The 25,444-nt window shown below is 69.0% G+C and carries 27 protein-coding genes; 4 read left to right on the top strand and 23 right to left on the bottom strand.

Annotation, left to right across the window (positions count from 1 at the left end):
* Nucleotides 1-155: 155 nt before the first annotated feature.
* From ACLJRM_RS25890 to ACLJRM_RS25880, 3 genes are read right to left on the bottom strand one after another with little or no spacing between them, the layout of a single operon-like run.
* Nucleotides 156-1,238 (bottom strand): PLP-dependent cysteine synthase family protein, encoded by a 1,083-nt coding sequence (locus ACLJRM_RS25890; RefSeq protein ID WP_410664505.1) that lies wholly within the window; start codon nt 1,236-1,238, stop codon nt 156-158.
* The gene (locus tag ACLJRM_RS25885; protein ID WP_101612032.1) at nt 1,235-1,513 is read right to left on the bottom strand and encodes a DUF4229 domain-containing protein; all 279 of its coding nucleotides are present in this window, start codon (nt 1,511-1,513) and stop codon (nt 1,235-1,237) included. Before ACLJRM_RS25885 ends, ACLJRM_RS25890 begins: the two co-directional genes overlap by 4 nt.
* An 11-nt stretch (nt 1,514-1,524) precedes the next feature.
* The gene (locus ACLJRM_RS25880; protein WP_168214478.1) at nt 1,525-1,998 is read right to left on the bottom strand and encodes an Lrp/AsnC family transcriptional regulator; all 474 of its coding nucleotides are present in this window, start codon (nt 1,996-1,998) and stop codon (nt 1,525-1,527) included.
* A 266-nt stretch (nt 1,999-2,264) separates the two neighbouring features.
* On the opposite strand from ACLJRM_RS25880, the gene ACLJRM_RS25875 reads away from it, so the two are divergent.
* Both ACLJRM_RS25875 and ACLJRM_RS25870 read left to right on the top strand, forming a co-directional pair.
* Nucleotides 2,265-2,477 (top strand): BldC family transcriptional regulator, encoded by a 213-nt coding sequence (locus ACLJRM_RS25875; RefSeq protein ID WP_016330944.1) that lies wholly within the window; start codon nt 2,265-2,267, stop codon nt 2,475-2,477.
* A 149-nt stretch (nt 2,478-2,626) separates the two neighbouring features.
* Nucleotides 2,627-2,809 (top strand): hypothetical protein, encoded by a 183-nt coding sequence (locus ACLJRM_RS25870; protein ID WP_101612031.1) that lies wholly within the window; start codon nt 2,627-2,629, stop codon nt 2,807-2,809.
* On the opposite strand, the gene ACLJRM_RS25865 is transcribed toward ACLJRM_RS25870, so the two are convergent.
* From ACLJRM_RS25865 to hemL, 8 genes are all read right to left on the bottom strand, one after another.
* Entirely contained in the window at nt 2,806-4,161 is a 1,356-nt protein-coding gene (locus ACLJRM_RS25865; RefSeq protein WP_410664504.1) for a MinD/ParA family protein, read from the bottom strand. The two genes, ACLJRM_RS25870 and ACLJRM_RS25865, sit on opposite strands and share 4 nt — an antisense overlap.
* A 79-nt stretch (nt 4,162-4,240) precedes the next feature.
* Nucleotides 4,241-5,221, bottom strand: coding sequence for a c-type cytochrome biogenesis protein CcsB (ccsB, locus tag ACLJRM_RS25860; RefSeq protein WP_410664503.1), 981 nt, complete (start codon nt 5,219-5,221; stop codon nt 4,241-4,243).
* A 5-nt stretch (nt 5,222-5,226) separates the two neighbouring features.
* Nucleotides 5,227-6,726 (bottom strand): cytochrome c biogenesis protein ResB, encoded by a 1,500-nt coding sequence (locus tag ACLJRM_RS25855; RefSeq protein WP_233223112.1) that lies wholly within the window; start codon nt 6,724-6,726, stop codon nt 5,227-5,229.
* 74 nt (nt 6,727-6,800) lie between these two features.
* Nucleotides 6,801-7,586: a cytochrome c biogenesis CcdA family protein gene (locus tag ACLJRM_RS25850; protein ID WP_410664502.1), complete on the bottom strand. Its 786-nt coding sequence runs from the start codon at nt 7,584-7,586 to the stop codon at nt 6,801-6,803.
* A 360-nt stretch (nt 7,587-7,946) separates the two neighbouring features.
* Complete coding sequence (locus ACLJRM_RS25845) at nt 7,947-8,618, bottom strand: rhomboid family intramembrane serine protease (RefSeq protein ID WP_101612027.1); 672 nt, start codon at nt 8,616-8,618, stop codon at nt 7,947-7,949.
* Nucleotides 8,619-8,928: 310 nt separating this feature from the next.
* Nucleotides 8,929-9,510: a TlpA family protein disulfide reductase gene (locus tag ACLJRM_RS25840; protein WP_410664501.1), complete on the bottom strand. Its 582-nt coding sequence runs from the start codon at nt 9,508-9,510 to the stop codon at nt 8,929-8,931.
* A complete protein-coding gene (locus tag ACLJRM_RS25835) occupies nt 9,507-10,139 on the bottom strand; it encodes a histidine phosphatase family protein (protein ID WP_101612025.1) in 633 nt (210 codons plus the stop codon). The genes ACLJRM_RS25840 and ACLJRM_RS25835 overlap by 4 nt, the downstream gene beginning before the upstream one ends.
* Nucleotides 10,136-11,440: a glutamate-1-semialdehyde 2,1-aminomutase gene (gene hemL, locus ACLJRM_RS25830; RefSeq protein WP_410664500.1), complete on the bottom strand. Its 1,305-nt coding sequence runs from the start codon at nt 11,438-11,440 to the stop codon at nt 10,136-10,138. The genes ACLJRM_RS25835 and hemL overlap by 4 nt, the downstream gene beginning before the upstream one ends.
* Nucleotides 11,441-11,562: 122 nt before the next feature.
* Between hemL and ACLJRM_RS25825 the strand changes: the two genes are divergently transcribed.
* Nucleotides 11,563-12,054, top strand: coding sequence for a TspO/MBR family protein (locus ACLJRM_RS25825; protein ID WP_101612023.1), 492 nt, complete (start codon nt 11,563-11,565; stop codon nt 12,052-12,054).
* Here the strand turns inward: ACLJRM_RS25825 and ACLJRM_RS25820 are convergent.
* From ACLJRM_RS25820 to hemB, 4 genes are read right to left on the bottom strand one after another with little or no spacing between them, the layout of a single operon-like run.
* Entirely contained in the window at nt 12,051-12,425 is a 375-nt protein-coding gene (locus tag ACLJRM_RS25820) for a hypothetical protein (RefSeq protein WP_101612022.1), read from the bottom strand. The genes ACLJRM_RS25825 and ACLJRM_RS25820 overlap by 4 nt on opposite strands.
* A complete protein-coding gene (locus ACLJRM_RS25815; RefSeq protein ID WP_410664499.1) occupies nt 12,403-12,858 on the bottom strand; it encodes a hypothetical protein in 456 nt (151 codons plus the stop codon). The genes ACLJRM_RS25820 and ACLJRM_RS25815 overlap by 23 nt, the downstream gene beginning before the upstream one ends.
* A complete protein-coding gene (locus tag ACLJRM_RS25810) occupies nt 12,855-13,400 on the bottom strand; it encodes a hypothetical protein (protein WP_410664498.1) in 546 nt (181 codons plus the stop codon). Before ACLJRM_RS25810 ends, ACLJRM_RS25815 begins: the two co-directional genes overlap by 4 nt.
* A 10-nt stretch (nt 13,401-13,410) precedes the next feature.
* Nucleotides 13,411-14,382: a porphobilinogen synthase gene (gene hemB / locus ACLJRM_RS25805; RefSeq protein WP_410664497.1), complete on the bottom strand. Its 972-nt coding sequence runs from the start codon at nt 14,380-14,382 to the stop codon at nt 13,411-13,413.
* Between the two features lie 150 nt (nt 14,383-14,532).
* On the opposite strand from hemB, the gene ACLJRM_RS25800 reads away from it, so the two are divergent.
* Complete coding sequence (locus tag ACLJRM_RS25800) at nt 14,533-15,819, top strand: Nramp family divalent metal transporter (RefSeq protein WP_410664496.1); 1,287 nt, start codon at nt 14,533-14,535, stop codon at nt 15,817-15,819.
* Nucleotides 15,820-16,098: 279 nt separating this feature from the next.
* Here ACLJRM_RS25800 and ACLJRM_RS25795 read toward each other — a convergent pair whose 3' ends face one another.
* From ACLJRM_RS25795 to ACLJRM_RS25760, 8 genes are all read right to left on the bottom strand, one after another.
* Nucleotides 16,099-16,467, bottom strand: coding sequence for a hypothetical protein (locus tag ACLJRM_RS25795; protein ID WP_410664495.1), 369 nt, complete (start codon nt 16,465-16,467; stop codon nt 16,099-16,101).
* 422 nt (nt 16,468-16,889) lie between these two features.
* On the bottom strand, nt 16,890-18,422 hold the full coding sequence (locus ACLJRM_RS25790) for a uroporphyrinogen-III synthase (protein ID WP_101612017.1): 1,533 nt from the start codon (nt 18,420-18,422) through the stop codon (nt 16,890-16,892).
* A gap of 60 nt (nt 18,423-18,482) precedes the next feature.
* Entirely contained in the window at nt 18,483-19,430 is a 948-nt protein-coding gene (gene hemC, locus ACLJRM_RS25785; protein WP_168214476.1) for a hydroxymethylbilane synthase, read from the bottom strand.
* On the bottom strand, nt 19,427-20,743 hold the full coding sequence (locus ACLJRM_RS25780; RefSeq protein ID WP_101612016.1) for a glutamyl-tRNA reductase: 1,317 nt from the start codon (nt 20,741-20,743) through the stop codon (nt 19,427-19,429). Before ACLJRM_RS25780 ends, hemC begins: the two co-directional genes overlap by 4 nt.
* Before the next feature lie 2 nt (nt 20,744-20,745).
* Nucleotides 20,746-21,573 carry a redox-sensing transcriptional repressor Rex gene (locus tag ACLJRM_RS25775; RefSeq protein WP_369862300.1) on the bottom strand — a complete coding sequence of 276 codons (828 nt, stop codon included), beginning with the start codon at nt 21,571-21,573 and terminating at the stop codon, nt 20,746-20,748.
* Nucleotides 21,574-21,922: 349 nt separating this feature from the next.
* Nucleotides 21,923-23,458: a molybdopterin-dependent oxidoreductase gene (locus ACLJRM_RS25770; RefSeq protein ID WP_410606025.1), complete on the bottom strand. Its 1,536-nt coding sequence runs from the start codon at nt 23,456-23,458 to the stop codon at nt 21,923-21,925.
* A 57-nt stretch (nt 23,459-23,515) separates the two neighbouring features.
* Nucleotides 23,516-23,752, bottom strand: coding sequence for a glutaredoxin family protein (locus ACLJRM_RS25765; RefSeq protein ID WP_101612013.1), 237 nt, complete (start codon nt 23,750-23,752; stop codon nt 23,516-23,518).
* Nucleotides 23,753-23,800: 48 nt separating this feature from the next.
* Nucleotides 23,801-25,285, bottom strand: coding sequence for an AMP-binding protein (locus ACLJRM_RS25760; RefSeq protein ID WP_410664494.1), 1,485 nt, complete (start codon nt 25,283-25,285; stop codon nt 23,801-23,803).
* Between the last annotated feature and the right edge of the window lie 159 nt (nt 25,286-25,444).

Below are 25,444 nucleotides of genomic sequence, written 5' to 3'. Positions count from 1 at the left end.
TCCCGCGATCTTGAGGTAAAGCCCGGGTTTTGAGTGGCGATTCGGGTCCGTGAGTGTCGCGAAAGCCACTTTCGGGACATCAGACGTCGCGAAAGTGGCTTTCGCGACACCCCGAACCGGCTGACGTGCCCCGGCCAGCGACCACTCACGAGCCCCTAGACCTCCGGAGCGAGCTTCCCGCTCACCAGGAACTCCTGGTACTTCTCCAGATAAGGCGCGATGTCGATGTTCTTCCGCGCCAGCCACTCGTCGTCGTAGTACGTGTTCGCGTACCGCTCGCCGCCGTCGCACAGCAGCGTGACGATGCTGCCCGCCTGGCCTTCCGAGATCATCCGCGAGATCAGGGTGAACGCGCCGAAGAGGTTCGTCCCGGTCGAGCCGCCCGCCCAGTGCCCGGTCCGCTCGCGCAGCACGCGGATGGCCGCCAGCGAGCCGGCGTCCGGCACCTGGAACATCTCGTCGATCACGCCGGGCACGAACGAAGGCTCGACGCGCGGCCGTCCGATCCCCTCGATCCGCGAAGGCATCCCGGTCGCGTAGTCGAGCGCGCCGGTTTCCCAGGCGCCGAAGAACGACGAGTTCTCCGGGTCGACGACGGCGATCTTCGTGGTGTGCCGCTTGTAGCGCACGTAGCGGCCGAAGGTCGCGCTCGTGCCGCCGGTCCCGGCGCCGACCACGATCCACGTCGGCACGGGGTGCCGCTCGGACTGCATCTGCGCGTACACCGATTCGGCGATGTTGTTGTTGCCGCGCCAGTCCGTCGCGCGCTCGGCGTAGGTGAACTGGTCGAGGTAGTGGCCGTTGCACTCCGAAGCGAGCCGCTCCGCCTCCGGGTACATGTCCGGCGCGCGGTCGACGTAGTGGCACTCGCCGCCGTAGAACTCGATGAGCGCGATCTTCTCCGGCGAGGTGCTGCGCGGCACCACGGTGATGAACCGCAGCCCGAGCATCCGCGCGAAGTAGGCCTCCGAAACCGCCGTCGAGCCGCTGGACGCTTCGACGAGCACGGTGTCCTGCCCGATCTGGCCGTTCACCAGGCCGTACAGGAAGAGCGAACGCGCGAGCCGGTGCTTGAGCGAGCCTGTCGGGTGGACGGACTCGTCCTTCAAGTACAGGTCGATGCCCCAGTCGGCGGGCAGCGGGAAGACGTGCAGGTGCGTGTCGGCACTGCGGTTCGCGTCGGCCTCGATGATGCGGACGGCTTCGCGGACCCAGCTGCGGCTGTGGAGCCTGCTCACGCTGCCCCGTCCGCCCGGTCGCCGCGGAGCTGGGAGCGCAGTTCGGCACGAGCGCGAGCGCGCTTCTCGTTGCGGCGGGCGAGCCCGGCCGTCACGCGCGCGTTCAGCGGGCGGAACAGCAGCAGGCCCAGCGGCAGGCCCACGACCAGGCCGATCAGCAGCGCGACCAGCAGCGGGACGTTGACCAGCAGCAACCCGCCGCCGATGACCCCGACCAGAAGGAACCTGGCCAGCACGTACAGCGTCAAGTCACGGGGCAGGTGATTATCGCTCACATCAACGGAGGCTACGCGTTGCCGTTCTGCACGTCGTCCAGGCCCGCGTTGTTGGGCCGCCCTTCGAAGCGGGTGGAGAGCACGACGGTGGTGTTCGTCCGGCCGACGCCGGGGATCCGCCGCAGCCGGTTGAGCGACCGCTCCAGATCGTCGACGGTCGCCACGCGCACCTTGACCACGAAAGCCTCGTCACCTGCGACGGCGTAGCAGCTTTCGACCTCGTCCAGTGCCCCCAGTGCGGCCGCGACGTCTTCGTCGGTCGCGGTGTCGGTGGGGTGGATGCCGACCAGCGCCGTCACCCCGAGTCCGACCGTGCTGGGATCGACCATGGCGTGGTAGCCGGTGATCACGCCGGCGGCCTCGAGTTTGCCGACCCGCTCGTGCACTGATGAAGCCGAGAGCCCGACAGACCGGCCGAGGTCGGCGTAGGTAGCCCGGCCGTTCTCCCGCAATGCCGCGATGATCTTCCGATCCACCTGGTCCACCGCTACACCTTAGGTCCCATGGCCCGATTCGCATGACCAGGGCGCGTTTTCGTACATCCGTGACAAGACCGCGGGGTCCGGCCACACATGTCGCGGTTGTCGGTTTTGACCTTTAAGGGCTCTTTACTGTTGGACAACCGTTCGAGTACCTGACGGGTGAGATGCAACGATTGCCGTGTTGGCTACCCGAGCTCGACGGACACAAGGCCTCTCTCGGTTTTGGCAGTGGAGCCGGTTTAGCAGTTGAGCCGTGAAGGAGGCGGAAAATGACCGCGACCATGGGCGGAAGGTTGCTCACCCCCGGTGAAGTGGCGGCCCTGTTCCGGGTTGACCCCAAGACCGTGACCCGATGGGCGACCGCGGGCCGGATCGGCTCGATCCGCACGCCCGGCGGACACCGTCGGTTCCGTGAGGCCGAAGTGAACGAGCTCCTCGCCGAGCTGACCACCGACGCCAGCGAGCCCACTCGCAAGGTCTGACCTCGCATTACTCCCAAACGGGACTCCGGTGACGAAGGGTTCGTAATGGCCCTTCGTCACATTGGGGTATCCGTGAGTCCCCCCGCGCGCGGCAAAGAGGCTAGCCTCGTGGGACTGAGCAACGTCCTCCACGCGGAAAGGGACCGAGCATGATCTATTTGCTCGCGGCCATCGGAGCGCTCACCGTCGCCGTGGTTTTGTGGCGCGCGTTCGGGATCGAGCGTGTCGGGGTGCCCTCGCCGCGGCCGACGCTGGCCCCGGACGACGACCCCGACTTCCTGCGCAAGCTCGGTGAGCAACAGCGCAAAGGTAAAGACGAGGACAAAGACTAGGGCTGGACCTGCCGGTACTGCTGGCCTCCGAAACCGTCGGCAACGGTGGCGGCCAGCTCCAGCAGCGCGAGCCGGGTGTCCGCGTCGAGCCGGTCCAGTTCGATCTCGGCGCCCTCTTCCAGGTGCGGGTCGAACGGGATGCGGCAGACCGACCGGACTCGCGCGCCGAAGTGCGCGGAGAGCTTGTCGAGGTCGACGGAGCCACCCTTCGGCCGCACCGAGTTGATCACCGCGACGGACCGTTTGACCAGGTCACCGTAGCCGTGCGCCTCCAGCCAGTCGAGCGTGGCCGAGGCACTGCGCGCGCCGTCCACGGACCCTGACGAGACCACCACCAGCGCGTCCGCGACGTCCAGGACGCCCTTCATCGCCGAGTGCATCAAACCGGTCCCGCAGTCGGTGAGCACGATGTTGTAGAAGTGCTCCAGCAGGTTGACCGTGCGCCGGTAGTCGTCCTCGGAGAACGCCTCCGAAACCGCCGGGTCCTGCTCGCTGGCGAGGATCTCCAGCCTGCTCCCGCCCTGCGAGGTGTACGACCGGACGTCGCTGTACCTGGTGATCTTGTCCGCGTCCCGCAGCAGGTGCCGGACGGTCGCGGTGGTCTCGATCGGGATCTTCTGCGACAGCGTCCCGCGGTCCGGGTTCGCGTCGACGGCGACGACCCGGTCACCGCGCAGCGACGCGAACGTCGAGCCCAGCGTGGTGGTCGTGGTGGTCTTGCCGACGCCGCCCTTGAGGCTCAGCATCGCGATCTTGTAGCACCCGCGCAGCGGCTGGTTGATCTGCGCGATCAGTTCACGCTTGCGGGTGTCGGCCGGGCTTTCACCCGGGTTGAGGAGCTTGCCGGTGCCCACGTAGAGCGCCTTGCGCCAGCCCGACTGCGGCTTGCGCTTCTGCGGCTTGACCAGGCTCGCGGTGGCGAGCTCGTCCGGGAGCGCGTGCCTGCCCTGCGGCTGCGGGAGCCCCGGCACCCCGGGCTGCTGGACCGCCTGCTGTTGCGGAGGCGGCGCGTACTGCTGCTGCTGAGGCGGGTACTGGGCGGCCTGCTGCGGCGCCTGCTGCTGAGGCTGAAGCGGGGGCAGGTTCTGGTCGTAGGCCTGCTGGTACTGCCCCTGCGACGGCTGCGGCAACGGCTGCTGCGGCAACGGCGGCTGCTGCTGGGCGGGCTGCTGCGGGTACTGCGCCTGCTGCGGGTACTGGGGCTGGACGACCTGGGTCGGCTCGGCCTCGAAGGCGCTCGCGGGCGGGTGCGGCGCCGAGTCCGTCCTGTCCTCGGAGAACAACTCCGAGGACTGGTCGCTCTCGACGGGTTCGGGGTGGCCAGGAGCCGATTCTTCGTTGGGTCCGGTCACCGCTGAATTCCTCCTCCGCGCACGTCTTCCCCCATTACCTCAGTATTGACGGTAGTCGGCTCGCGTGCAGCGGCGACGGTCAGCCCCCGGCGTAGGAGTGCAGGCCCGACGTCACCAGGTTCACGAAGAACATGTTGAAGATCGTCGCGGAGAAGCCGACGATGTTGATGATCGCGGCCCGCTTCCCCCGCCAGCCGGCGGTGGCCCGGGAGTGGAGGTACGCCGCGTAGACGACCCACGCCACGAACGCGACGGTCTCCTTGGGGTCCCAGCCCCAGAACCGGCCCCACGCCGCCTCGGCCCACACCGCGCCGCAGAGCACGCCGAAGGTGAAGATCGGGAAGGCGAAGATGGTGGTCCGGTAGGCGATGCGGTCGAGCACGTCCGCGGCGGGCAGCTTCGGGCCGAACTTGGCGAACTTCGCCGGGTTGTCGTCGTGGGCGGCGCGGAAGAGGTAAAGGACGCTCGCGACACCCGGCACCAGGAAGACACCCGAGCCGATGATCGCCGCGGAGACGTGGATGATCAGCCAGTACGACTGCAGCGCGGGCTGCACCGGCGCGGCCGTCGTGTAGAGCATGGTGCCGTTGACGAACATCAGGATGACGACCGGCAGCAGCAGGAAGCCGGTGAGGTGGCGGACCGGGAACTTCCGCATGATGACGATCCAGGTCACCACGGCGATGAAGGTCGTGGCCATGCCGTACTCGTAGAGGTTGCCCCACGGCGCGCGGTTCACGGCGAGCCCGCGCAACACGATCGCGGACAGGTGGAGCAGCGCGGCGAGCACCAGCAGCGCGGCGCCCATGCGGCCGATGCGCTCGGGGCGGCCGATCTCACGCGGGGGCTCGGCGGGCGTCCCGTAAGCCGGCGGCGTCGACGGCGGACCGCCCGCGCCGACCAGTTCGCGGGAGCGCTGCATGCTGCGTTCGGCCGCCAGGCGGCCCTTCGCCCCGAAACCCTGCTCGATGAGGGCGAACATCAGCGCGATGACGTAGATCGCCGCCGCGGTGGTGTAGGAGTAGTCGCTGTACTGGGACAGCGTCTCGTTGATCGGCATGACCTCTAGTTGCCTCTCTGCCCCTGGACCAGCTTGTCGCCGATCCGCTGGAACTCTTCGCCATAGCCCGCTTGATCGGTGCGCGCCAGCCCGGCGACCTCGATCACGGTACCTGTCCCGCCCTCACGCGCCGGGATCACCCGGACCCAGACCCGGCGCCGCTTGACCAGCAACGATCCCGCCAGCCCGATCAGCATCGCGACCGCGCAGACCAGCACCCAGCCCTGGACGGGATCGTGCGAGACCTGGATGGCGACCCATTCCTGGACGCCGTCGAAGCGGACCTTCGTGCCGTCGTCCAACACGGTCTCCTGGCCCTGGTTCAGGTTCTGCCGGGTGAGCTTCTTGAGCCTGCCGTCCTCGACGAGCGACTGGTCGATCTGGAAGATCGACTGCCCGCGGCCGGCGTCGAGGCCGAGGTCGCCGCGGTAGATGTCGACGGCCACGGCCGGCTTGCTCGCCTCGGGCCGCGACGACGTCAGCACGTTGCCGTGCAGGAACGCGGTCGGGGCGAGCAGTCCGGTGATCGCGAGCTGCCGGGTGCGGCGTTCGATCGGGTCGGCGATGCCGGGCTGGTCGATCTTCGTCGCGCCTTCGGAGAGCTTCGTCGGCTCGTCGGCGGGACGCCAAGGCGTGATGTTGGTGCGCACGGTGCCGTCGGGGAAGGTCACCGTGAACTTCGGGGAGTACCCGAAGTTCAGCAGGTAGACGCGGTCGCCCGCGGTGCGCAGCGGCGAGTTGACCTCGAGTCCGTACGGCTTCCACGCGCCGGTCTGCAGGTCTTCGCCGGACTGGTACTCCATGTTGGAGTGGTAGTAGTTCGCCTGTCCGGCCTCGGTGTAGCGCGCCTCGAAGTCCTTCAGGCGGATGCAGAAGGGGTTCAGGTCGGTGCCGTCGACGCGGAGGCCCGCGTTGAAGGTGTCGTAACCGAGGATCCCGGAGTTGCACCACTGGCTGTTGTCGGCCTGGACGATGACCTGGCCTTCGTAGCCGAAGAGTTTGCCCAGCGCGAAGAAGATGATCAGGCCGAGCATGCCGAAGTGGAAGACGAGGTTGCCGGTCTCGCGGAGGTACCCGCGTTCGGCGGAGATGCTTCGGGCTCCGTCGGCCTCTTCGTGCTCGACGCGGCGCCAGCCCTTGAGCAGCGCGTGCGTGTCCTTCATGACCGCTTCGGGAGTCCGGTCGGTCGTGGTGGACAGGTGGTGCGGCATCCGCGCGAGCTTGCGCGGCGTGAGCACCGGCTTGGCGCGCATCGCCTTCGCGTAGTCGAGACTGCGCGGCGCGAGGCAGCCGATGAGCGAGACCATCAGCAGGATGTAGATCGCCGAGAACCACACGCTGCCGTAGACCTCGAAGAACTGCGTGCGGTCGAGCAGCTCGCCCCACCAGCCGTGCGCGGCGATGTACTCGTCGGTCTTGGCGACGTTGAGGTTCCGCTGCGGCAGCAGGGCGCCGGGCATCGCGGCGAGCGCGAGCAGGAACAGCAGCACCAGGGCGGTGCGCATCGACGTCAGCCCGCGCCAAGTGTTGCGCAGGAAGGCGAGGACCCGCTTCAGCGGCGTCTGGCGGTATTCGGTGGTCACAAGGGCAGCCTGAGGTCGGTCACGAGGGTGTCTCTGATCCAGCCGGTCATGTCGCCCCACAGTCCGGTCACCAGCAGGATGCCGACGATCATCAGCAGGGCGCCGCCGAAGACCTGCACCTGACGGCCGTGGCGGCGCAGCCAGTCCGTGGCGCGGACGGCCCAGCGGGCGCCGAACGCGATGAGCAGGAACGGCAGCCCGAGGCCGAGACAGTAGACCAGGATCAGCACGTAACCGCGCGCCGCCGCCCCGCCGGTGGCGCTGGCCATGGAGATGACCGCGGACAGCGTCGGCCCGATGCACGGCGTCCAGCCGAGCCCGAACACCGCGCCGAGCACCGGCGCGCCCCAGAGGCCGCCGCGCGGCACGTGGTGCGACCGGAACTCGCGCTGCAGGCCGGGGATCCAGCCGAGGAAGACGAGCGCCATGGCGATGGTCAGCACGCCGCCGAGGCGCTGGAGGAGGTCCATGTTCACCGCGACGGCGTCGGCGATCCAGACCAGCGTCCCCAGCGTCACGACGAAGACGACGGTGAACCCGAGCACGAACAGCGCCGCCGCACCGACGACGGCGTAGCGGCCCTTCTTGCGCTCCTCGTCGGGGCTGACCGCGGGAGCGTCCGCGCCGACCAGCGCCGCCAGGTACGCGAGGTATCCGGGCACCAGCGGCACGACGCACGGGGACGCGAAGGAGATCGTCCCGGCCAGCAGCGCGACACCCGCAGCGAGCAGCAATGGCCCTGAGAGGGCCAGCTCGGTTACACCCGTCGCCAACGTGGCCACGCATCTTGCGGAGTTACTGCGTTCACTCGGCTGAGCGTAGGCAGTGTGGTCGGAGTCAAAACGCCGGGGCTGGCCCAACGGGACCTACGTCGCACCCGGTCAGGACGTTGGTCCCGTCCCCCTCTCCCGCGTTTCGTCCTCTGGTTGCGGTAGTTGCACGCGCAAGGACCGCAACCAGAGGACTAAACGCGGGGCGTGGGGTGGGGGCTGAAGGGGCCCTTCGCCGCATGCGACGCGGGCAAGGGCCCCTTCCCCGCATCAGATGCGGGGAAAGGCCCCTTCAGCCCTGTCGTGACCGAGGTTCCCGCGTTTCGTCCTCTGGTTGCGGTAGTTCGCTGACGAACTACCGCAACCAGAGGACTACTTGAGGGTGTCGGGCGGCGTCAGCGGGATGGTGGGGAAGGCGGGCGCGGCGTCCACCGGCTTGGGACGACGGTCCCGGAACACCCAGCCGCCGATCAGGCCACCGAGGAAGCCGAAGAGGTGCGCCTGCCAGCTGACGCCCGCGTCCTGCGGGAACAGGTTCGTGAACTGGTACGCGAAGCACAACGCCATGACCAGGCCGATCACGATGTCGATCTTGTGCCGGTCGAAGATCCCGCGCACGAGCACGTACCCGAAGTACCCCATCACCAGCCCGCTCGCGCCGACGCCGATCGTGCCGGAGTCGTGCAGGGCCCACGCGCCGAGGCCGCTCGTCACCGCGATCAGGACCGTGACGCTGAGGAACTTCTTCACCCCGCGATACGCCGCGAGGAACCCGAAGATGAACAGGGGCCCGGAGTTGAACTCGATGTGCCCCCAGCTGGCGTGCATCAGCGGCGCGGTGAGCACGGTGGGCAGCGAGCTGATCTCCCGCGCCCGTGTCCCGTATTCGAGGGCGAGCGCGTAGCCGTCGATGGCGTTGTAGATCTGGATCAGCCAGAGGACCACGAGCACGCCGACCATGACGAAGAGGGCCTTCTTGGCCTCCGCGATCATGGCTTCGGCGTCACGCTGACCTGCTCTGGGCACATCTCCAGCAGTCGTCATTTCCTTCTCCCCAGTTCAGAGCCGCCCTACGCGGCAGACGAGGAGGATAACCAGCCTCCGCGTTTCGTCCTCTAGTTGCGGTCGTTGCGTGTGCAAGGACCGCAACTAGAGGACGAAACGCGCGGGTCAGGCGGCGGGCTGAAGGGGCCCTTCGCCGCATGTAACGCCCCGAAGGGGCCTTTCCCCGCATCAGATGCAGGGAAAGGCCCCTTCAGCTCCGAGCTCAGACCGCCGCCGCCCTCCGCGTTTCGTCCTCTGGTTGCGGTCGTTGCGTGTGCAAGGACCGCAACCAGAGGACGAAACGCGCGGGTCAGGCGGGTTCGGCCACCAGGCGTTCGACGACGGGCAGCAGGTCCGAAGCCAGCAGGTCCCGCAGGAACACCGCCGCGACGCGGTGCTGTTTGTCCAGCACGATCGTCGACGGGATGATGTTGCGCGGGTAGCCCGAGAGCTGCAGCAGCGTCCGCCCGGACGGGTCGTAGATCGACGGGTACGTCAGCTTCCGGTCCCGCATGAAGTCCTGCGGCGGCTGCCGGTCGTTGTCGCGCAGGTCGATGCCGATCACCTCGACGCCGGACGCCTTGGTCTGGTCGTAGACCTTCTGCATCTCGGGCGCCTCGACGCGGCACGGCCCGCACCACTGGCCCCACAGGTTCAGCACGATGACCTTGCCGGGGAAGTCGGCGATCGAGAGCTGTTTGCCCTCGTTCATGAGGTCGTCGCCGGACAGCGTCGGTGACTTCTGGCGGTCCGCGACGTCGTAGGTGATGTCGACCTTCCCGCCCGGCGACACGAAGTTGAAGCTGCCGCCGGTGACGACGGCGTCCTTGCCGGTCGTGCAGCCCGTGACGGCGAGCAGCAGCACCGCCATGGCCGCCAGCATCCGCTTCATGCCCCGGTCACCTTCGGATCGGTGGTGCCGGCGGGCTCGCTGTAGACGATCCGCACGAGTTCCTCGCCCTCGAAGACCAGGCTGGTCAGCGACGCGAGCGAGCACTGCCGGACGCGCGGGTCGTGCCAGAGCCGCTTCGCCTCCAGGAACCGCCGCACGGTCCAGATCGGCAGCTGGTGTGAGACACACAGCGCCTCGTGCCCCTCGGCCGCCTGCCGCGCGCGGTAGATCGCGCCGAGCATGCGGTGCGCGATCTCGACGTACGGCTCGCCCCACGACGGCCGGAACGGGTTGACCAGCTTCGGCCAGTGCTTCGGCTGGCGAAGGGCACCATCGCCGACGGCGACCCGCTCGCCCTCGAACTGGTTGTCCGCCTCGATGAGCCTCTCGTCGGTGTCGACGTCGAGCCGGTGCGCGGCCGCGATCGGCGCCGCGGTCTCCTGCGCGCGCTGAAGCGGCGAAGCGACGACATGCGTGATGTCGTGCGTCGCGACGGCTTCGGCGACGGTCAGCGCTTGGCGCTGGCCGCGGTCGGAGAGCTTGAAGCCGGGCAGCCGGCCGTACAGGATCTTGTCCGGGTTGTGCACTTCACCGTGGCGGAGCAGGTGCACGATCGTCGTCTCGCTCACGCCTGGACCGCCTCGGCCGCAGCGCGGGCGGCCACGCGTAGCGCGGACTCGATGATCTCGAACTCGGCGTCACCCATGGCCGCGTTGACGAACCACGCCTCGTACGCGCTCGGCGGCGCGTACACGCCGTTGTCCAGCAACGCGTGGAAGAACGCCGGGAACCGCCAGGTCTCCGAAGCCTGCGCGCCCGGGTAGTTCGTCACCGGGGTCTCGCTGAAGAACACGCTGACCAGGTTGCCCGCGTACTGCACGGTGTGCGTGACCCCGGCCTCGGTCAGCGACCGGTCGAACAGGTCGCCGAGCCGCTTCGCGTTGGCGTCGAGGGCCGCGTACACGGCGTCGTCGGCCGCGCGCAGGGTCGCGAGCCCGGCGGCGACGGCGACGGGGTTCCCCGACAGCGTCCCCGCCTGGTACACCGGCCCGCCCGGGGCCAGCTTCGCCATGACGTCGGCGCGGCCACCGAAGGCGGCGGCGGGCAGCCCGCCGGACATCACCTTGCCGAAGGTGTACAGGTCACCGGCGACGCCTTCGAGGCCGAACCAGCCCGCCTTCGAGACGCGGAACCCGGTCATCACCTCGTCCATGATCAGCAGCGCGCCGTGCTCGTGCGCGATCTCCTTGAGCCCGGCGTTGAAGCCCTCGACCGGAGCGACGGCGCCCATGTTGCCCGCGGCCGCTTCGGTGATGATCGCGGCGATCGACTCCGGGTTGTCCACAAAGGACTTCCGGACCGCGTCGAGGTCGTTGTAGGGCAGGACGATCGTGTCGGCCGCCTGCGCGCCGGTGACACCGGGCGACGTCGGCAGGCCGAGTGTCGCGACTCCGGAGCCCGCTTCGGCGAGCAGCGCGTCGACGTGACCGTGGTAGCAACCGGCGAACTTGATGATCTTCGCCCGGCCCGTGAACCCCCTGGCCAGCCGGATCGCGCTCATCGTCGCCTCGGTGCCGGAGTTGACCAGGCGGACCTGCTCCACCGGCTCGACGCGCCCGATGATCTCCTCGGCCAGCTCGACCTCACCGAGGGTCGGCGTGCCGAACGACAGGCCGTTGACGGCGGCTTCGCGCGCGGCGGAGACGACGTCCGGATGCGCGTGCCCGAGGATCATCGGCCCCCACGAGGAGACTAGATCGACGTAGCGGTTGCCGTCGGCGTCCCACAGGTACGGACCCTCGCCGCGCACCATGAACCGCGGGGTGCCGCCGACGGAGTTGAAGGCCCGCACCGGGGAGTTCACCCCGCCCGGGACCACGGCCTTCGCTCGTTCGAACCATGCCTTGGACTGATCGACTCCGGTAGTCACGCCCCCAGTCTCGCAAATCCCGGATGACACCCGCCGCCGAGTCCTCGCGGTTCCGGGCGCGGCGTGACCGGTCCCACTAGGGTGGGAAGCACTCCTGTCGAAACACTCGCGGAGGAACCCACGTGTCCACGGTGCCTTCACCGCCGACCCACCATCGTCGCCTGCGCTGGCAGGCCCTGGCCGGATTCATCGCCCTGTCGGTGATCGTCGGGGTGGTGGCCGCACTGGCCGTGGCCACCCGCTCCGAGGCGCAGAACGCGCTGGCGCGTCCGTCGTGGGCGCCGCCAGGGTGGCTCTACGGCCCGATGTGGTCGGTTCTGCTCCTCGTGGTCGCCGTCGCGGGCTGGTTCTACTGGCGGACGGACGGTGAAACGCGCGGCTTCGCCTTCTACGGCCTCTGCCTGCTGCTGACCCTGCTGTGGACGCCGTTGTTCTTCGCCGGCAGCGCGCACGCCCTGGCGCTGGCCGACGTCGTCCTGCTGGACTTCGTGGTGCCCATCACGATGATGGAATTCGGGCGCCGGTCGAAGCTCGCGGCCTGGCTGCTCGTGCCGTACCTGCTGTGGCTGCTGTTCTCGACCGCGGTCAACGCCGCCGTCGTCTGGCTCAACTAGTCCTTGGGCTTGCGCTGTTTGGTGCGGACGGCGAGGAGGAACTGGCGGATCGCGTCCACCACCAGGATCGCGGCCAGGACCCCCAGCCCGATGGCGCCGGCGAGCGGGCCGCCGAAGTAGCGCTGCGATTCGAGGGTCGTCGTCTCGCCGTAGGTGATCACGACCGGGACGACCCCGGCTTTCCAGCACGCGAAAACACCCCACACCGCGAGCGCGGCGAGGATCAGCTCGACGGCACCCACCACGGCGCGCAGGGGTTTGTGCAGGCGGGCCGCGGGCCGGGCGTCCTCCGGTGGCCACAGGTCGGCCCCGGTCGGCTGGGGAAGGTCGATCACAGTGAGCAGCTTCTCATGACTCTGTGGTGCGAGCACGCACCAAATCTTCGAGAGCCTCACGGAGGGCGTCCGGATCCTTGGCCCAGGCGCGGACGAAGACCCCGTCGTCGAGCTTCAGGCCGACCTCGCCGTGCTTCTTGGGGATCGTCCAGCCGCCGCCGAGGACCCGCGCCCCGACCGGGGCTTCTTCGTCATCGAGGACCTCGGTGATCCGGGCGGCCTCCAGGGTTTCGCGGCCCTGCCGGTAGCCGTCGGCGGTGACTTCGAGCGAGAGGTACCGGCGGCGGGCGTACACCCACGGCACGGTGATCAGCACCAGTCCCGCCGCGACCAGGATCCAGGCCAGCCAGTGGACCGGTCCGCCGGTCGCCAGTTCGGCGAGCAGCCCGGCGAGGGCGAACAGCGGTGCCCACAGCAACGCCGTCCAGCCGACGCCGGGTTCACCGTAGAGAGCCGGCTCGGGCGTCATGGCAGCTCGCGCCCGACCTTCGGGAAGTAGTCGGCGACGCTGGGCAGGTACATCAGGATCAGCGCGATCGCCGCGATCAGCGTGGCGATGACCACGAAGAGCGCGCCACCGAGGAGGAAGACCCCGACGAGCGCCAGGAAGATCGCGAGACCGGTCAGCACCGCCCTGGCCGAACGCGTGCCCTCGCGGGCCTTGTAAGCGAAAAGGCCGAACAGCAGGGCGAAGGTGATCGCTCCGACGAAGAGGTTCCTGATCAGGACATCGACGCCCTCGACGATCCGTGCCGGGTCGACCTTCAGCGCGGGGTCGGGCTGCACGGCGTTCTGCCTGGAGTACTCGTCGATCACCTGTTGCCTGCCGATCTGCAGCCAGGCGGGTCCGGCGATCAGGGTGAGACCGGTCGCGATCCACAGCCAGAACGAGAGGGCGACGGGCTTCGGCACGACCCGCTTCGGCGGCTCCTGACCCAGAAGGATCGGGTCGGGTGCCCTCCCCCGCTTGCGGCGCTCGTCGTCCGTTTCGCCCGCTTCGCTGTCGCTCACGCGAGGCAGCCTAGTCCAGCCAAGCAGCGGCTTCGGCCGCCCAGTAGGTGAGGATCATGTCCGCACCCGCGCGGCGGATCGACGTCAGCACCTCGAGGATCGTGCGCTCGCGTTCGAGCCAGCCGTTCGCGGCGGCGGCTTCGACCATCGCGTACTCACCCGAGATGTTGTACGCCGCCACGGGAACCGGCGACGCTTCGGCGGCGGCCCTGATGACGTCCAAATAGGACAGCGCGGGCTTGACCATGACCATGTCCGCGCCCTCGGCGATGTCCAGCTCGATCTCGCGCAGCGCTTCACGCACGTTGCCCGGATCCTGCTGGTATGTCTTCCTGTCGCCCTTCAGCTGCGAGTCGACGGCCTCGCGGAAGGGGCCGTAGAACGCACTGGCGAACTTCGCCGAGTAGGCGAGGATTCCGGTGTCGGTGCGCCCGGCGCGGTCGAGCGCGGCGCGGATGACACCGACCTGGCCGTCCATCATCCCGCTGGGCCCGAGCAGATGCGCGCCCGATTCCGCCTGCGCGAGACCCATCTCCGCGTACAGGCGCAAGGTCGCGTCGTTGTCGACACCGCCATCGGCGTCGAGGACGCCGCAGTGACCGTGGTCGGTGAACTCGTCGAGACAGGTGTCGGCCATCAGGACCGTCGCGTCGCCGAGCTCGGCCCGCAGATCGCGCAGGGCGACGTTGAGGATGCCGTTCGGATCGACCGCGCCGGAACCCTCCGCGTCACGCGTCTTCGGGATGCCGAACAGCATCAGCCCGCCGACGCCGGCGTTGACCGCCTCGACGGCGGCTTTGCGCAGCGTGTCACGGGTGTGCTGGACGACCCCGGGCATGCTGGAGATCGGGCGGGGCGCGTCGATGCCCTCGGCCACGAACATCGGGAGGATCAGCTGGCGCGGGCGCAGCGTCGTCTCACCGACCAGCCTGCGCATGGCCGGAGTGGTACGGAGCCTGCGGGGACGATGTTCGGGAAACACCCCTACGACGGTACTCCGGCCCGCTTGAGAACCGGTCCGCAGGCGCGGTGAAAGGCGCATTGGTCCAGTCGGGCGGCGTTCCCTAAGAGACGGTAAAGAGTCACCTTCGTCCGGTTTGTACCCACTGTGACGCGGGTTACATTCCACCGCATGTCGAGTTCAACGGTGACCGACCAACTGGAAGAACCGCCCGTCGGCTGGCGCGCACGGCTGCGCCAGGTCGGGCCAGGAATCATGGCCGCCGCGACCGGGGTCGGCGCGGGCGACCTCGTCGCGACGATGGTGGCCGGATCGCGCTTCGGGTACACGCTGCTGTGGGCGGTGCTCGTCGGGACGATCTTCAAACTCGCGCTGGCCGAAGCCGTCGGCCGCTGGCATCTGACGTCGGGCCGGACGATCCTGTCCGGCTGGCGGACGCTGGGGATCTGGGCGCTGATCTACTTCGGGATCTACGCGGTGATCTGGGGGTTCGTCTACGGCGCGACCGCGATGTCGGCGTCCGGGCTGCCGCTCAACGCGCTCTTCCCCGCGCTTCCGGTGCGGTACTGGGCGATGATCTGCGGCCTGCTCGGCTTCGCGCTGGTGTGGTTCGGCCGGTACGCGATCATCGAGAAGCTGATGACGGTGCTCACCGGCGTGATGTTCGTGACCGTGGTCGGCACGGCGATCCTCGTCATGCCGAACTTCACCGCGCTGTTCGAAGGCGCCGTCCCGACCCTGCCCGACGGCTCGCTCGTCTACGTCCTCGGCCTGGTCGGCGGTGTCGGCGGCACGATCACCCTGGCGGCCTACGGCTACTGGACGCTCGCGAAGGGCTGGCGCTCGGCGAAGTGGCTGCCGATGATGCGCACCGACAACGCCGTCGGCTACCTCATGACCGGGATCTTCGTGATCGCGATGCTGATCGTCGGCGCGGAACTGCTGCTGGGCCAGAAGATCATCTCGGGCGACAAGGGCCTCCTGTTCCTCGGTGACACGCTCGCCGCGGACTACGGGCAATGGGCGCGGATCCCGTTCCTCATCGGCTTTTTCGCGGTTTCGTTCACGTCGGTGATCGGCGTCTGGCACGGCGTGAGCCTGCTCTTCGCGGACTGGTGGCGCATCCTGCGGCTGCCCGCGGACACGACGGAAAGCGTTGAGGCGTACGAGAAAAAGGCCGGGGAGCGCAGTTTTGCCTATCGGGGTTACGTGCTGTGGCTGACTTTTCCGCCGATGGCGTTGCTGTTCCTCGACCAGCCCTTCCAGCTCACGGTGATCTACGGCGTACTGGGCTCGTTGTTCATGCCGTTCCTGGCGGCGACGTTGCTGGTGATGCTGAATACGTCGCGGGTGCCGAGGTCGGGGCGGTCCGGCTGGGTTTCGAACGGGCTGCTGGGCATCTGCCTGGCGATGTTCGCGTACCTGGCCTACACGGAGGTCGTGAAGTTCTTCAGCTGAGGCGGTCTTGAGTGGCGATTCGGGTCGACGGGACCGCTCCGGTTTCGGACTCCATCGCCGGAGGTGCGAAAGCCACTTTCGCAACGTTGATGGTTGTGAAAGTGGCTTTCGCGACATGCCGCCGCGGTCCTGAGGCCTCGCGACGTTGAGCCGTTCGCCGGGTGGTCGAGCCGGTCCGTGAAGGCCTCCTTCCCTACTCTGAAGGTAGGGAAGGAGGCCTTCACGGACCGGACCTCCGATCAGCCGAAGCCAGAATCCAGTAGGGCCACTCACGAGGCCTTACAGCCGGATGATGGACTTGCTGTTGCAGTTGGTCGGGGTGGAGCAGGCCTTCACCGTCAGCTGCTTCCAGCCGCTCGGCAACCTGACCAAGCCATGGAACGCCCCATCGTTGACGTGGACGATGCTGGTCTGACTCGGCGGGGACACGATGAACTGTGCGATGAGGGCCGCAGTCGGCGAGTTGTCGGTCAACGTGGTGAACAGCTCTCCCGGACCGATGGTGGCCTGGACGCTTTGCACCGCGCATCCGAGCGGGCTGCACACCTCCAGCGACGTGGTCGGCGCGGCGGAGGCGGTGCCCGCCAATCCGGCGAAACCGAGCGCCAGCACACCGGCGACCGTCGTGGCCCGAACAAGAAACTTCATGATCACTCCCCAGTGATTGTCGAGCCACCGAGGCTAAGTACCACCGCTACCCGCGCGATAAATATTCACTAAGGACCGAAAAAGCCCCCTTCCCACGCGAAACGTGAGAAGGGGGCTTCAGCGGTGATCGTCAGGAGACCAGTGTGCGGATCGCAAGTAGTCGACTACGTGCGAAGGGGTGTGTGGAAATAGGGACGTTGAGTGTCCCTATTTCCACACAGCCCACCACGATCGGACCAGTGACGACCGGACTGTGTGGATTTTGGGGCGTTAGATGACCCAAAATCCACACAGTCCACGAATCTCCACTCACGACCCCTACGCAAGTAGTCGACTACCTGCGCGAAGGGCCCAAGTACGTGAAGGCCCCCTTCCTTGCGTCTGGCGCAAGGAAGGGGGCCTTCACGTACTTCAACGAACCGTCAGGAGCGGCGGGCCCGCTTCGCCTTGCGCGGCGGCGGGAGCGCACCTTCGGCGCGAAGCCGCGCGGCGTGCTCGGCGAGCGCGTCGACCAGGTGCGGGACGTCGGCCTTCTCGGGCTGGACGTCGACCCGCAGCCCGAATTCCACGGCGGTTTCCGCGGTCTTCGGGCCGATGCACGCGACCAGCGTGCGGGTGTGCGGCTTGCCGGCGATGCCGACGAGGTTCCGCACGGTCGAGGACGAGGTGAAGCAGACCGCGTCGAAACCGCCGGTCTTGATCATCTCGCGGGTCTCGGCTGGCGGCGGCGCGGCACGCACCGTGCGGTACGCGGTCACGTCGTCGATCTCCCAGCCGCGTTCACGCAGGCCGGCCGAAAGGGTCTCGGTGGCGATGTCCGCCCGCGGCAGCAGCACGCGGTCGACCGGGTCGAGGACGTCGTCGTACGGCGGGAACTCGGCGAGGAGGCCTTCCGAGGACTGCTCACCTTCCGGGATCAGCTCGGGGATGATGCCGAACGAGCGCACCTTCGCGGCGGTCGATTCGCCGACGCAGGCGATCTTCACGCCGGAGAACGCGCGGGCGTCGAGGCCGAACTCCTCGAACTTCTCCCACACCGCGCGGACGGCGTTGGTCGAGGTGAAGACGATCCACTGGTAGCGGCCGTCGACGAGACCCTTGACCGAACGCTCCATCTGCGCGGGGCTGCGCGGCGGCTCGACCGAGATGGTCGGGACCTCGTGCGAGGTGGCGCCGTGGCCGCGAAGCCGCTCCGCCATCTCACCGGCCTGCTCCTTGGTGCGCGGCACCAGGACCTTCCAGCCGTACAGCGCGCGCGACTCCCACCACGACAGCTTCGAGCGCTGGCCGACGGCCTGGCCGATGGTCACGATCAGCGGGCCGACGAGCTCGCCTGCCTCGTTCGCGACGGTGGCCAGCGTGGTGTCCAGGGTGCGCTGGGTGTTGATGGTGCCGTTGGACGTCACCGCGACCGGGGTGCTCGACGGCAGCCCGTGCTCGGTCAGCGCGGACGCGGCCTCGGCCAAGTGCGCCGAAGTCGCGTGCAGCACGATCGGGCCCGGGGTGGCGGCCAGCGCGGCCCAATCGACGTCACCGCGGACGTCGACCTCGGTGTGCGTGCCGCCGAGCGCGACACCGGCGTATGCCGGGACGGCGGCGCCGGGCGAGACGCCCGGGATGATGTCGAAGACGGCGCTGGTCCGGGAAACGGCCTGCACCTCGGCGACGACGGCGGGCTGGGTCAGCGGGTCACCGGCGATCAGCCGGAGTACCAGCCGTCCCGCCTTGGCCTCGTTCACCAGGTCCTTGGCGACCTCGGTGGCCTCGCCGACGGCGGGGCGCACTTCGGCGCCCTCGGCGGTGAGGGCCAGGACGCCCGAAGGGACGTCCGGGTCGGTCACCACGACCTCGGCCTTGGCGAGCAGCTCCTGAGCGCGGACGGTCAGCAGACCGGCGTCACCGGGGCCCGAGCCCACGAAGGCGACACGCCCGGTGGTCTTACGCGCGGGGGTCATCTGTGCGTTCTCCTCTTGAGCGGCCGCAGTCGATCGCGGCCCTACCTTCAACGTTCTGACTCACTGGGCGGGGCCGGACAGTGCGCCGGCCCCCAGGTCGAGCAGCTCGGCGGCCAGTGTCCGGCCGAGTTGTTCGGCTTCGTGCTTGTCGGCGAGCGCGGAAGCGCGCACCATGTCGACCGCTTCCCCGTCAGCTTCGACGGCGGCGGTGCCCCGCAACGAGATCCGCTCGACGACCCGGCCATCGGCGTCCAGGTCTTCGACGATCTCCGCCAGCGCTCCGACCGGTGCGCTGCACCCGGCTTCCAGCGCCGCGAGCAACGCCCGCTCGGCGGTCGCCACGGCACGGGTGCCTTCATCGTCCACTGTGGACCCGAGCAGGTGCTCGATGTCCACGTCTCCGGCCCGGCACTCCACCGCCAGCGCGCCCTGTGCGGGCGCGGGCAGCATCTGGATCGGGTCGAGGGTCTCGGTGATCTCCTCCGCCCGGCCGATCCTGGCCAGTCCGGCACGCGCCAGGACGACGGCGTCGAGCTCTCCGTCGGTCACCTTGCGCATGCGGGTGTCGATATTGCCTCGGATCGGCACGATTTCCAAACCGAGACCGAGCGCGCGCAGTTGCGCGGTGCGCCGCGGCGAGCCGGTGCCGACGGTCGAACCGGGCGGCAGCTCGCCGAGAGTGAGCCCGTCACGGGCGATCAGCGCGTCACGCGGGTCCTCGCGGAGCGGCACGGCGGCGAGCACGATGCCCGGCTCCGGTTTCGTCGGCAGATCCTTGTACGAGTGCACGACGACGTCGACTTCCTCGCGCAGCAAGGCTTCGCGCAGCGCGGAAGTGAACACGCCGACCCCGATCGTCGGGATCGGGGCGGACGATTTGTCGCCGGGGGTCGTCACGGTGACGAGCTCGACCTCGGCCCCGGTGGCGCGCAGGGCGTCGGCGATGGTGCCGGTCTGCGCGAGGGCGAGTTTGCTGCCGCGCGTCCCGATCCGGATGACTCTGCTCACTGATGATCACTGTCTTTCGGCGTTGACGTAGGACTCGCCACGGCGGCGGGCGCCTGCGGGTCGAGGCAGAACAGCTCGCGCAGCGCGTTGGCGTAATCGGTGTCGGCCGTCTCGGCGGCCAGCTGCTTGACCCGCACTGTCGGCGCGTGCAGCAGCTTGTCGACCACTCGGCGGACCGTGCGGCCGACCTCCTCGCGGACCCCGGCTTCGAGGTCCGGCAGGCGGTTGTCCAGCCGCAGCAGTTCGGCGTCGACCACCTCGGCCGCCCGGCGCCGCAACGCCGTCACCGTCGGGGTGACCTCGGCGCTGCGCTGGCCGGCGAGGTACTCGCGCACCTCGTCGAGCACGATGCCGGTGGCCTTCGCGGTCTGGCGTTCCGTGGTCGGGGTGCCCGCTTCGCGCATGCGGCGCTGGATGGTCTCGAGGTCGACAACGGTGACGTCGGCCAGCTCGGCGACCTCGTGCTCGACGTCACGCGGGAGTCCGAGGTCGCAGACGACCAGCGGGCGACCGGCGCGGGCCGGGACGTGCGCGGTGGTGAACACCGCGGCGTTCGCGCCGGTGCAGCAGACGACGACGTCCGCCTCGGCGACCGCGTCCGCGATCCCGCTCATCTGGACGGCTTTCGCGGGCACTCCCTGCTCGACGCTCGCGGCGGCGAGGCGGGCGGCCCTGGCTTCGGTGCGGTTGGCGATGGTGATCTCGCCGATCCCGGACTTGCGCAGCTGGGACGCGGTCAGCGCGCCCATCGACCCGGCGCCGACGATCAGCGCGCGCTTGCCCGCGATGTCCCCGGCAGCGGCCAGCGCCTCGGAGACGACCGACGCGCCGAGCTTGTCCAACCCGGTTTCGCTGTGGACGCGCTTGCCGACGCGCAGCGTGGTCTGGATCAGCTCGTGCAGCGTGCGGCCGACGGTGCCCGCGTCGCGCGCGGTGGCGTACGACGACCGGATCTGGCCGAGGATCTGCGTCTCGCCGACGACCATCGAGTCCAGCCCGGAGGTGACCGAGAACAGGTGCTCGATCGCGGCGCCCGCGTAGTGCACGTACAGCGAGTCGTAAAGGTCCGCGGGCTCCATCCCGGCCTGCCGGGCGAGCACGTCGGAGACGTCGTTCAGGCCGCCGTGGAAGGTCTCGACGACCGCGTAGACCTCGATGCGGTTGCAGGTGGAGACGAGGATCGCCTCGCTGACGTGCTCGGCCTGCTGCAGCTCGTGGAGCACCTTGGTCACGTCGGTCGCGGGGACCGCGACGCGCTCCAGGGTGTTCAGCTCGGCACTGCGGTGCGAAAGCCCGACCGCCAACACGCTCATCTTCAGCGCACCACCATTCCGTTGCCGTGGCCGTTCACGCTGCCATTCTCGGCGCCCTTGGGGGCGGCGTCTCCTCCGCCGTTGCCGTGAGCGGCCAAATCCGCGCGGCGAGCGACGTGGAACGACAGGATCTGCAGCTCGACGGCGAGATCGACCTTGCGCACCTCGATATGGGCCGGAACCTGCAGCACCACCGGGGCGAAATTCAGGATGCACTGCACGCCACCTGCGACGAGCCGGTCGCAGACCGACTGCGCGGCGGTGGGCGGAGTGGCGATGACGCCGATGGAGATCTGCCGTTCGGCGCAGACTTTGGGGATCTCGTCGAGATGGGAGACCGGGAGGCCGCCGACCGGCACGCCGACCAGATCCGGGTCGAGGTCGAACAGCGCCTCGACCGGGAACCCGCGGCCGGGGAACCCGCCGTAGTTGGCCAGCGCGTGCCCGAGGTTACCGATCCCGACCACGGCGACCTTGTGCTTGCGGGTCAGGCCGAGGATCCGCTCGATCTGGCTGACCAGGACGCTGACCTCGTAGCCGACGCCGCGGGTGCCGTACGAGCCGAGGTAGGACAGGTCCTTGCGCAGTTTCGCGGAGTTGACGCCCGCGGCCTGCGAGAGCTCCTCGCTGGAGATCGTCGTCGCGCCCTGCTCGGCCAGCCCGGAAAGGACGCGGAGGTAGACGGCGAGGCGCGCGACAGCGGCCTCGGGAATCGACTTCGCGCGGACGGCTTCCGGCTCGGCGGTGGCCTCGACGGCGGGCATCTCCGCGGTGGGCGCGTTGTCGGCGTCCGGTGTCACCCGGGTGCGCCGGCCTCGTTGCGACACCACGCTTGTCCGCTCCTCTGGTCCTGCTGAGTACATGAGTCGCCCGAACCGGGAAATCGGCTCTTGACCCGCGGCGCTGAGTCCGGTTCGATGCCGGGCGCTTTCGGAGGCGACGTATCTACGGTAGCCACTTGTGAACGCAGGCACAAAGTCACTGGTAGGTGCTGTGTTCAATGTCGCGTAGAGCTTCTAACCCTACCGGCGGACCGTCGCTCGGGAGCGCGTCAGCTCGACGGGGGACTTCACCGGCGCGCGCCTCTCTTGGGCCGAAGGCCCACGGGAACGTTTTGCAGGGCGCCCTTCGCACCTGCGTGACGTGCAGGACGGCCCGGCGCCCTGCGAAAGGTTTCCGTCAGCGCGCGTTAAAAGACACTGCGTGCCAGCCGGTCGCCCCGTCGGGCACCGTTCCCACCCGCGTTTCCGTCTGCGTGTAGCCGGACTGATCCGTCGCCCGGACCGCGACCTGATGCTGACCAGCGGCGACGTCCACCTCGGCCCACCACATCCGCCAGGTGTCCTTCGACGTCTCGGCCGACAGGACGGTCTCCCGCCACGGCCCCTGGTCGACGCGGACCTCGACCTTCGCGACGCCGGTGTGCTGCGCCCACGCGATCCCGGACACGACGACCTTGCCCGCGGTCACGGCCGAACCCGGCGCGTCGATCCGCGACTGTGTCTTCACCGGTCCTTCGCGGCCCCAGCCGCGGTTGAGCCAGTACGCCTCGCGGTCCTTCCACGTGGTGATCTCCAGCTCGGTCACCCATTTCGTGGCGGACACGTAGCCGTACAGCCCGGGGATCACGATCCGCGCCGGGAAGCCGTGCTCGATCGGCAACGGTTCGCCGTCCATGCCGATGGCGAGCATCGCGCCGCGTCCGGGATCCAGCGCGGCTTCGACCGGGGTTCCGCAGGTCCAGCCGTCGACGCTGGTCGCGAACATCTGCTCGGCGCCGGGTTTCACGCCCGCCTCGGTCAGCAGGTCGCGCAGGTCGATGCCGATCCAGCGCGCGTTGGAGATGTACGGACCGCCGACCTCGTTGGAGACGCAGCACAGCGTGACGTCGCGTTCGAGCAGCGGCCGCGAGCGGATGTCGTCATACGTATAGGTGACTTCGCGATCGACCATCCCGTGGATCCGCAGGCTCCAGTCCTCGGTGCGGACCTGCGGGACGACCAGGGCAGTGTCGATCCGGTAGAAATCCTTCGATGGAGTGAGGTACGGCGGGGTGCCGAACTTCACGAAGTCCGCGTCGGGCGGGATCGGCGGCGCGGTCCTCGTCGCGACGAGCCTGCCGACGGCGGCGCGCGACTCCTCGGCGTTCTTCCGCGTTCCGACGAACTGGCCGGTCAGCGCGGCGACACCCGCGCCCGCCGCGACGGAAGCGCCGGTGATCAGCACCTTCCGCCGGTCCGGGCCCTCGCCCTCGCGGGCGTCGAAGAACACCGGCGGGCGGAAGAACGACTGCAACCAGGTGAAGACGACGAGCCCGGCGACCGTCGCGGCCACCGGCGCCAGCAACGAGACCTGCCCGAGGTCGGTGCGCACGTAGACGGCGGCGACGCCCGCCGCGCCGAGCAGGCCGACGATCACCTGGCCGGGCAGCGGCTTGCGGCGCGAAAGCTGACCCGCGAGCAGCGCGATCAGCACCAGCACCACGGCGAGGCCGATCTTGAGGATCGGCTTGTCCCACGTCTCCAGCGTCCGCTCGGCCCAGGCCACGACGGCGTGCGGACTGTGGTCGATGACGAAGTTCGCGACGGCGACGAACGGCGAGGCCGTGTACCCGACGAAGCCCGCGACGAGATGCCCGACGCCGAGCGCGGCGGCGAGGGCGAGCAGCCCGGTCAGAGCGGCTTGCGGGAAGGTGAGCCTGCGTTCGTCGTCCACGACTCCATCTTCGCCAGGGATACCCCGGAAGATCGGCCGTTCGCCCTTACGAGTGTGTTACGCCAGCGCCTTCCGGAGCCTGTCCTCTTCGACCCGCCAGTACCCGTGCTCGGCGTCGTCGATCAGGATCACCGGCACGCGGTCGCCGTATTCGGCCCGCCATTCGGGGTCGCTGTCGACGTCCGCCGCCGACCAGGCGACGCCCAGCTCGCCACAGATCCGCTCGATGTCCTGTTCCGCGACCTCGCACAGGTGGCAGCCCGTGCGGGTCATGACGGTCACGTGGTGCGCCATGCGTCAATCCTTACCTGGTCCGAGGCACTCTTTTCCGCCGAGGGCCCATCAGCGCAGTCGGAGGCGGCGCAATTTTCCGGTGGCCGAATGCGGCAGCGACTCCGCGAACTCGACGGTGTGCGGCACCTTGTACCCGGCCAGGTGCGCCGCGCAGTGCTCGACGACCTGCTGCTCCGAGAGCGAAGCGCCGGGCGCGGGAACGACGACGGCCTTCACCGCTTCGCCGGTCCGCTCGTCGACGACACCGACGACACCCGCCTCGACGACCTCGTCCAGCATCGAGATCACGTTCTCGACCTCGTGCGGGAAGACGTTGAAGCCGTTGACGATGATCAGGTCGTTGGCCCGGTCCACCAGGTGCAGGTCGCCGTCGGTGTCGAGGTAGCCGACGTCGCCGGTGCGGAACCAGCCTTCCTCGTCGGGACCGTGCGAGCCGTCGGGCCAGTAGCCGGAGAACAGGTTCGCGCCGCGGATCGACACCAGGCCGGTGCCGCCGTCCTCGTCGAAGGCGTCGCCGAGTTCGTCCGGATCCTGCGGGACGGGCGTCGCGTCGCCGTCGCTGTCGACCAGCCGGAGCTCGACACCGGGCAACGGCCGTCCCACCGAACCCGGCTTCGGATAGCCGGTGACCAGCGTCGTGGTGACCACGGGCGCGCATTCGGTGAGGCCGTAGCCCTCGTAGACGTCCAACCCTGTGGCGCCGCGAAGCGAGGTAAGGATCTTGGGGTGCAGCGGCGCCGCGCCCGACGTCATCCGCCGGACGGTGGACAGGCCTGCGCCCAGTTCTTCGGGGTCCATCGCGGCGAATTCGGCGTACATCGCGGGCACGCCGGCGATCGAGGTCACCCGGTACTCGGCGCAGTCGGCCAGCGTCCGCTCGGCGAGGAAACGCTCGGACAGGATCGCCGTCGCGCCGACCGACGCGACCTGCAGCAGGCCGGGCCCCAGTCCGTAGACGTGGAACAGCGGGATGGTGATGAGCACGCGGTCGCCGTGCACGAGCGGCGTCGGGACGATCCGGCTCAGCTGATCGAGGTTCGCCAGCAACGCCCGGTGCGACAGCATCACGCCGCGCGGCGGGCCCGTCGTTCCGGAGGTGTACGAAATGACCGCGATGTCCTCACCGGCCCCGGCCGCCTCGACCGGTTCGGCTGCTCCATCCGAAGTAACAGGTGGTGAGAGGCTCGTCACTCCGTCGAGGAGCTCTTCGGTCGTCTCACGTTCGAGGACGAGCCGCGCGCCGCTGTGCTCCAGCAGCCCGTTCAGCTCCGCCACCGGAGCCTGCGGCGAGATCGGGACGACCACCGCGCCCGCCCGGAGTGCCCCGAACAGCGAGACGGCGAAAGCGGCCGACGTCGGCAGCCGCAACGCCACCCTGTCGCCGCGCTCGATTCCCGCGTCGAGCAGGGCGCGGGCCAGCGTGTGGACGGCGCTGTCGAGTTCCGCCCAGGTCAGCGAGACCCCTCCGCCGGTCTCGTGGACGGCGGCCTTGCCGGGCCACTGCCGGGCGGCCTCGGCGAGCAAGGTGGGCACGCTTCCTTCGGCAACCTGCTCCGCGCTCAACTGCGAACCTCTTCCCTCGGTGAACGGCGTTGCCAGTTTGTCATCTCGGCCACCGTCATGGGTGTCACTCGCTTTCGTCGCAGTTCCGTAACCCCGGCACCGCTACCTACTTCGCGGTAACTACACGTA

It is taken from the genome of Amycolatopsis sp. lyj-84 (genome assembly GCF_046549075.1).
Lineage (GTDB): Bacteria > Actinomycetota > Actinomycetes > Mycobacteriales > Pseudonocardiaceae > Amycolatopsis.
This window is presented reverse-complemented; position numbering and strand designations above follow the sequence as displayed.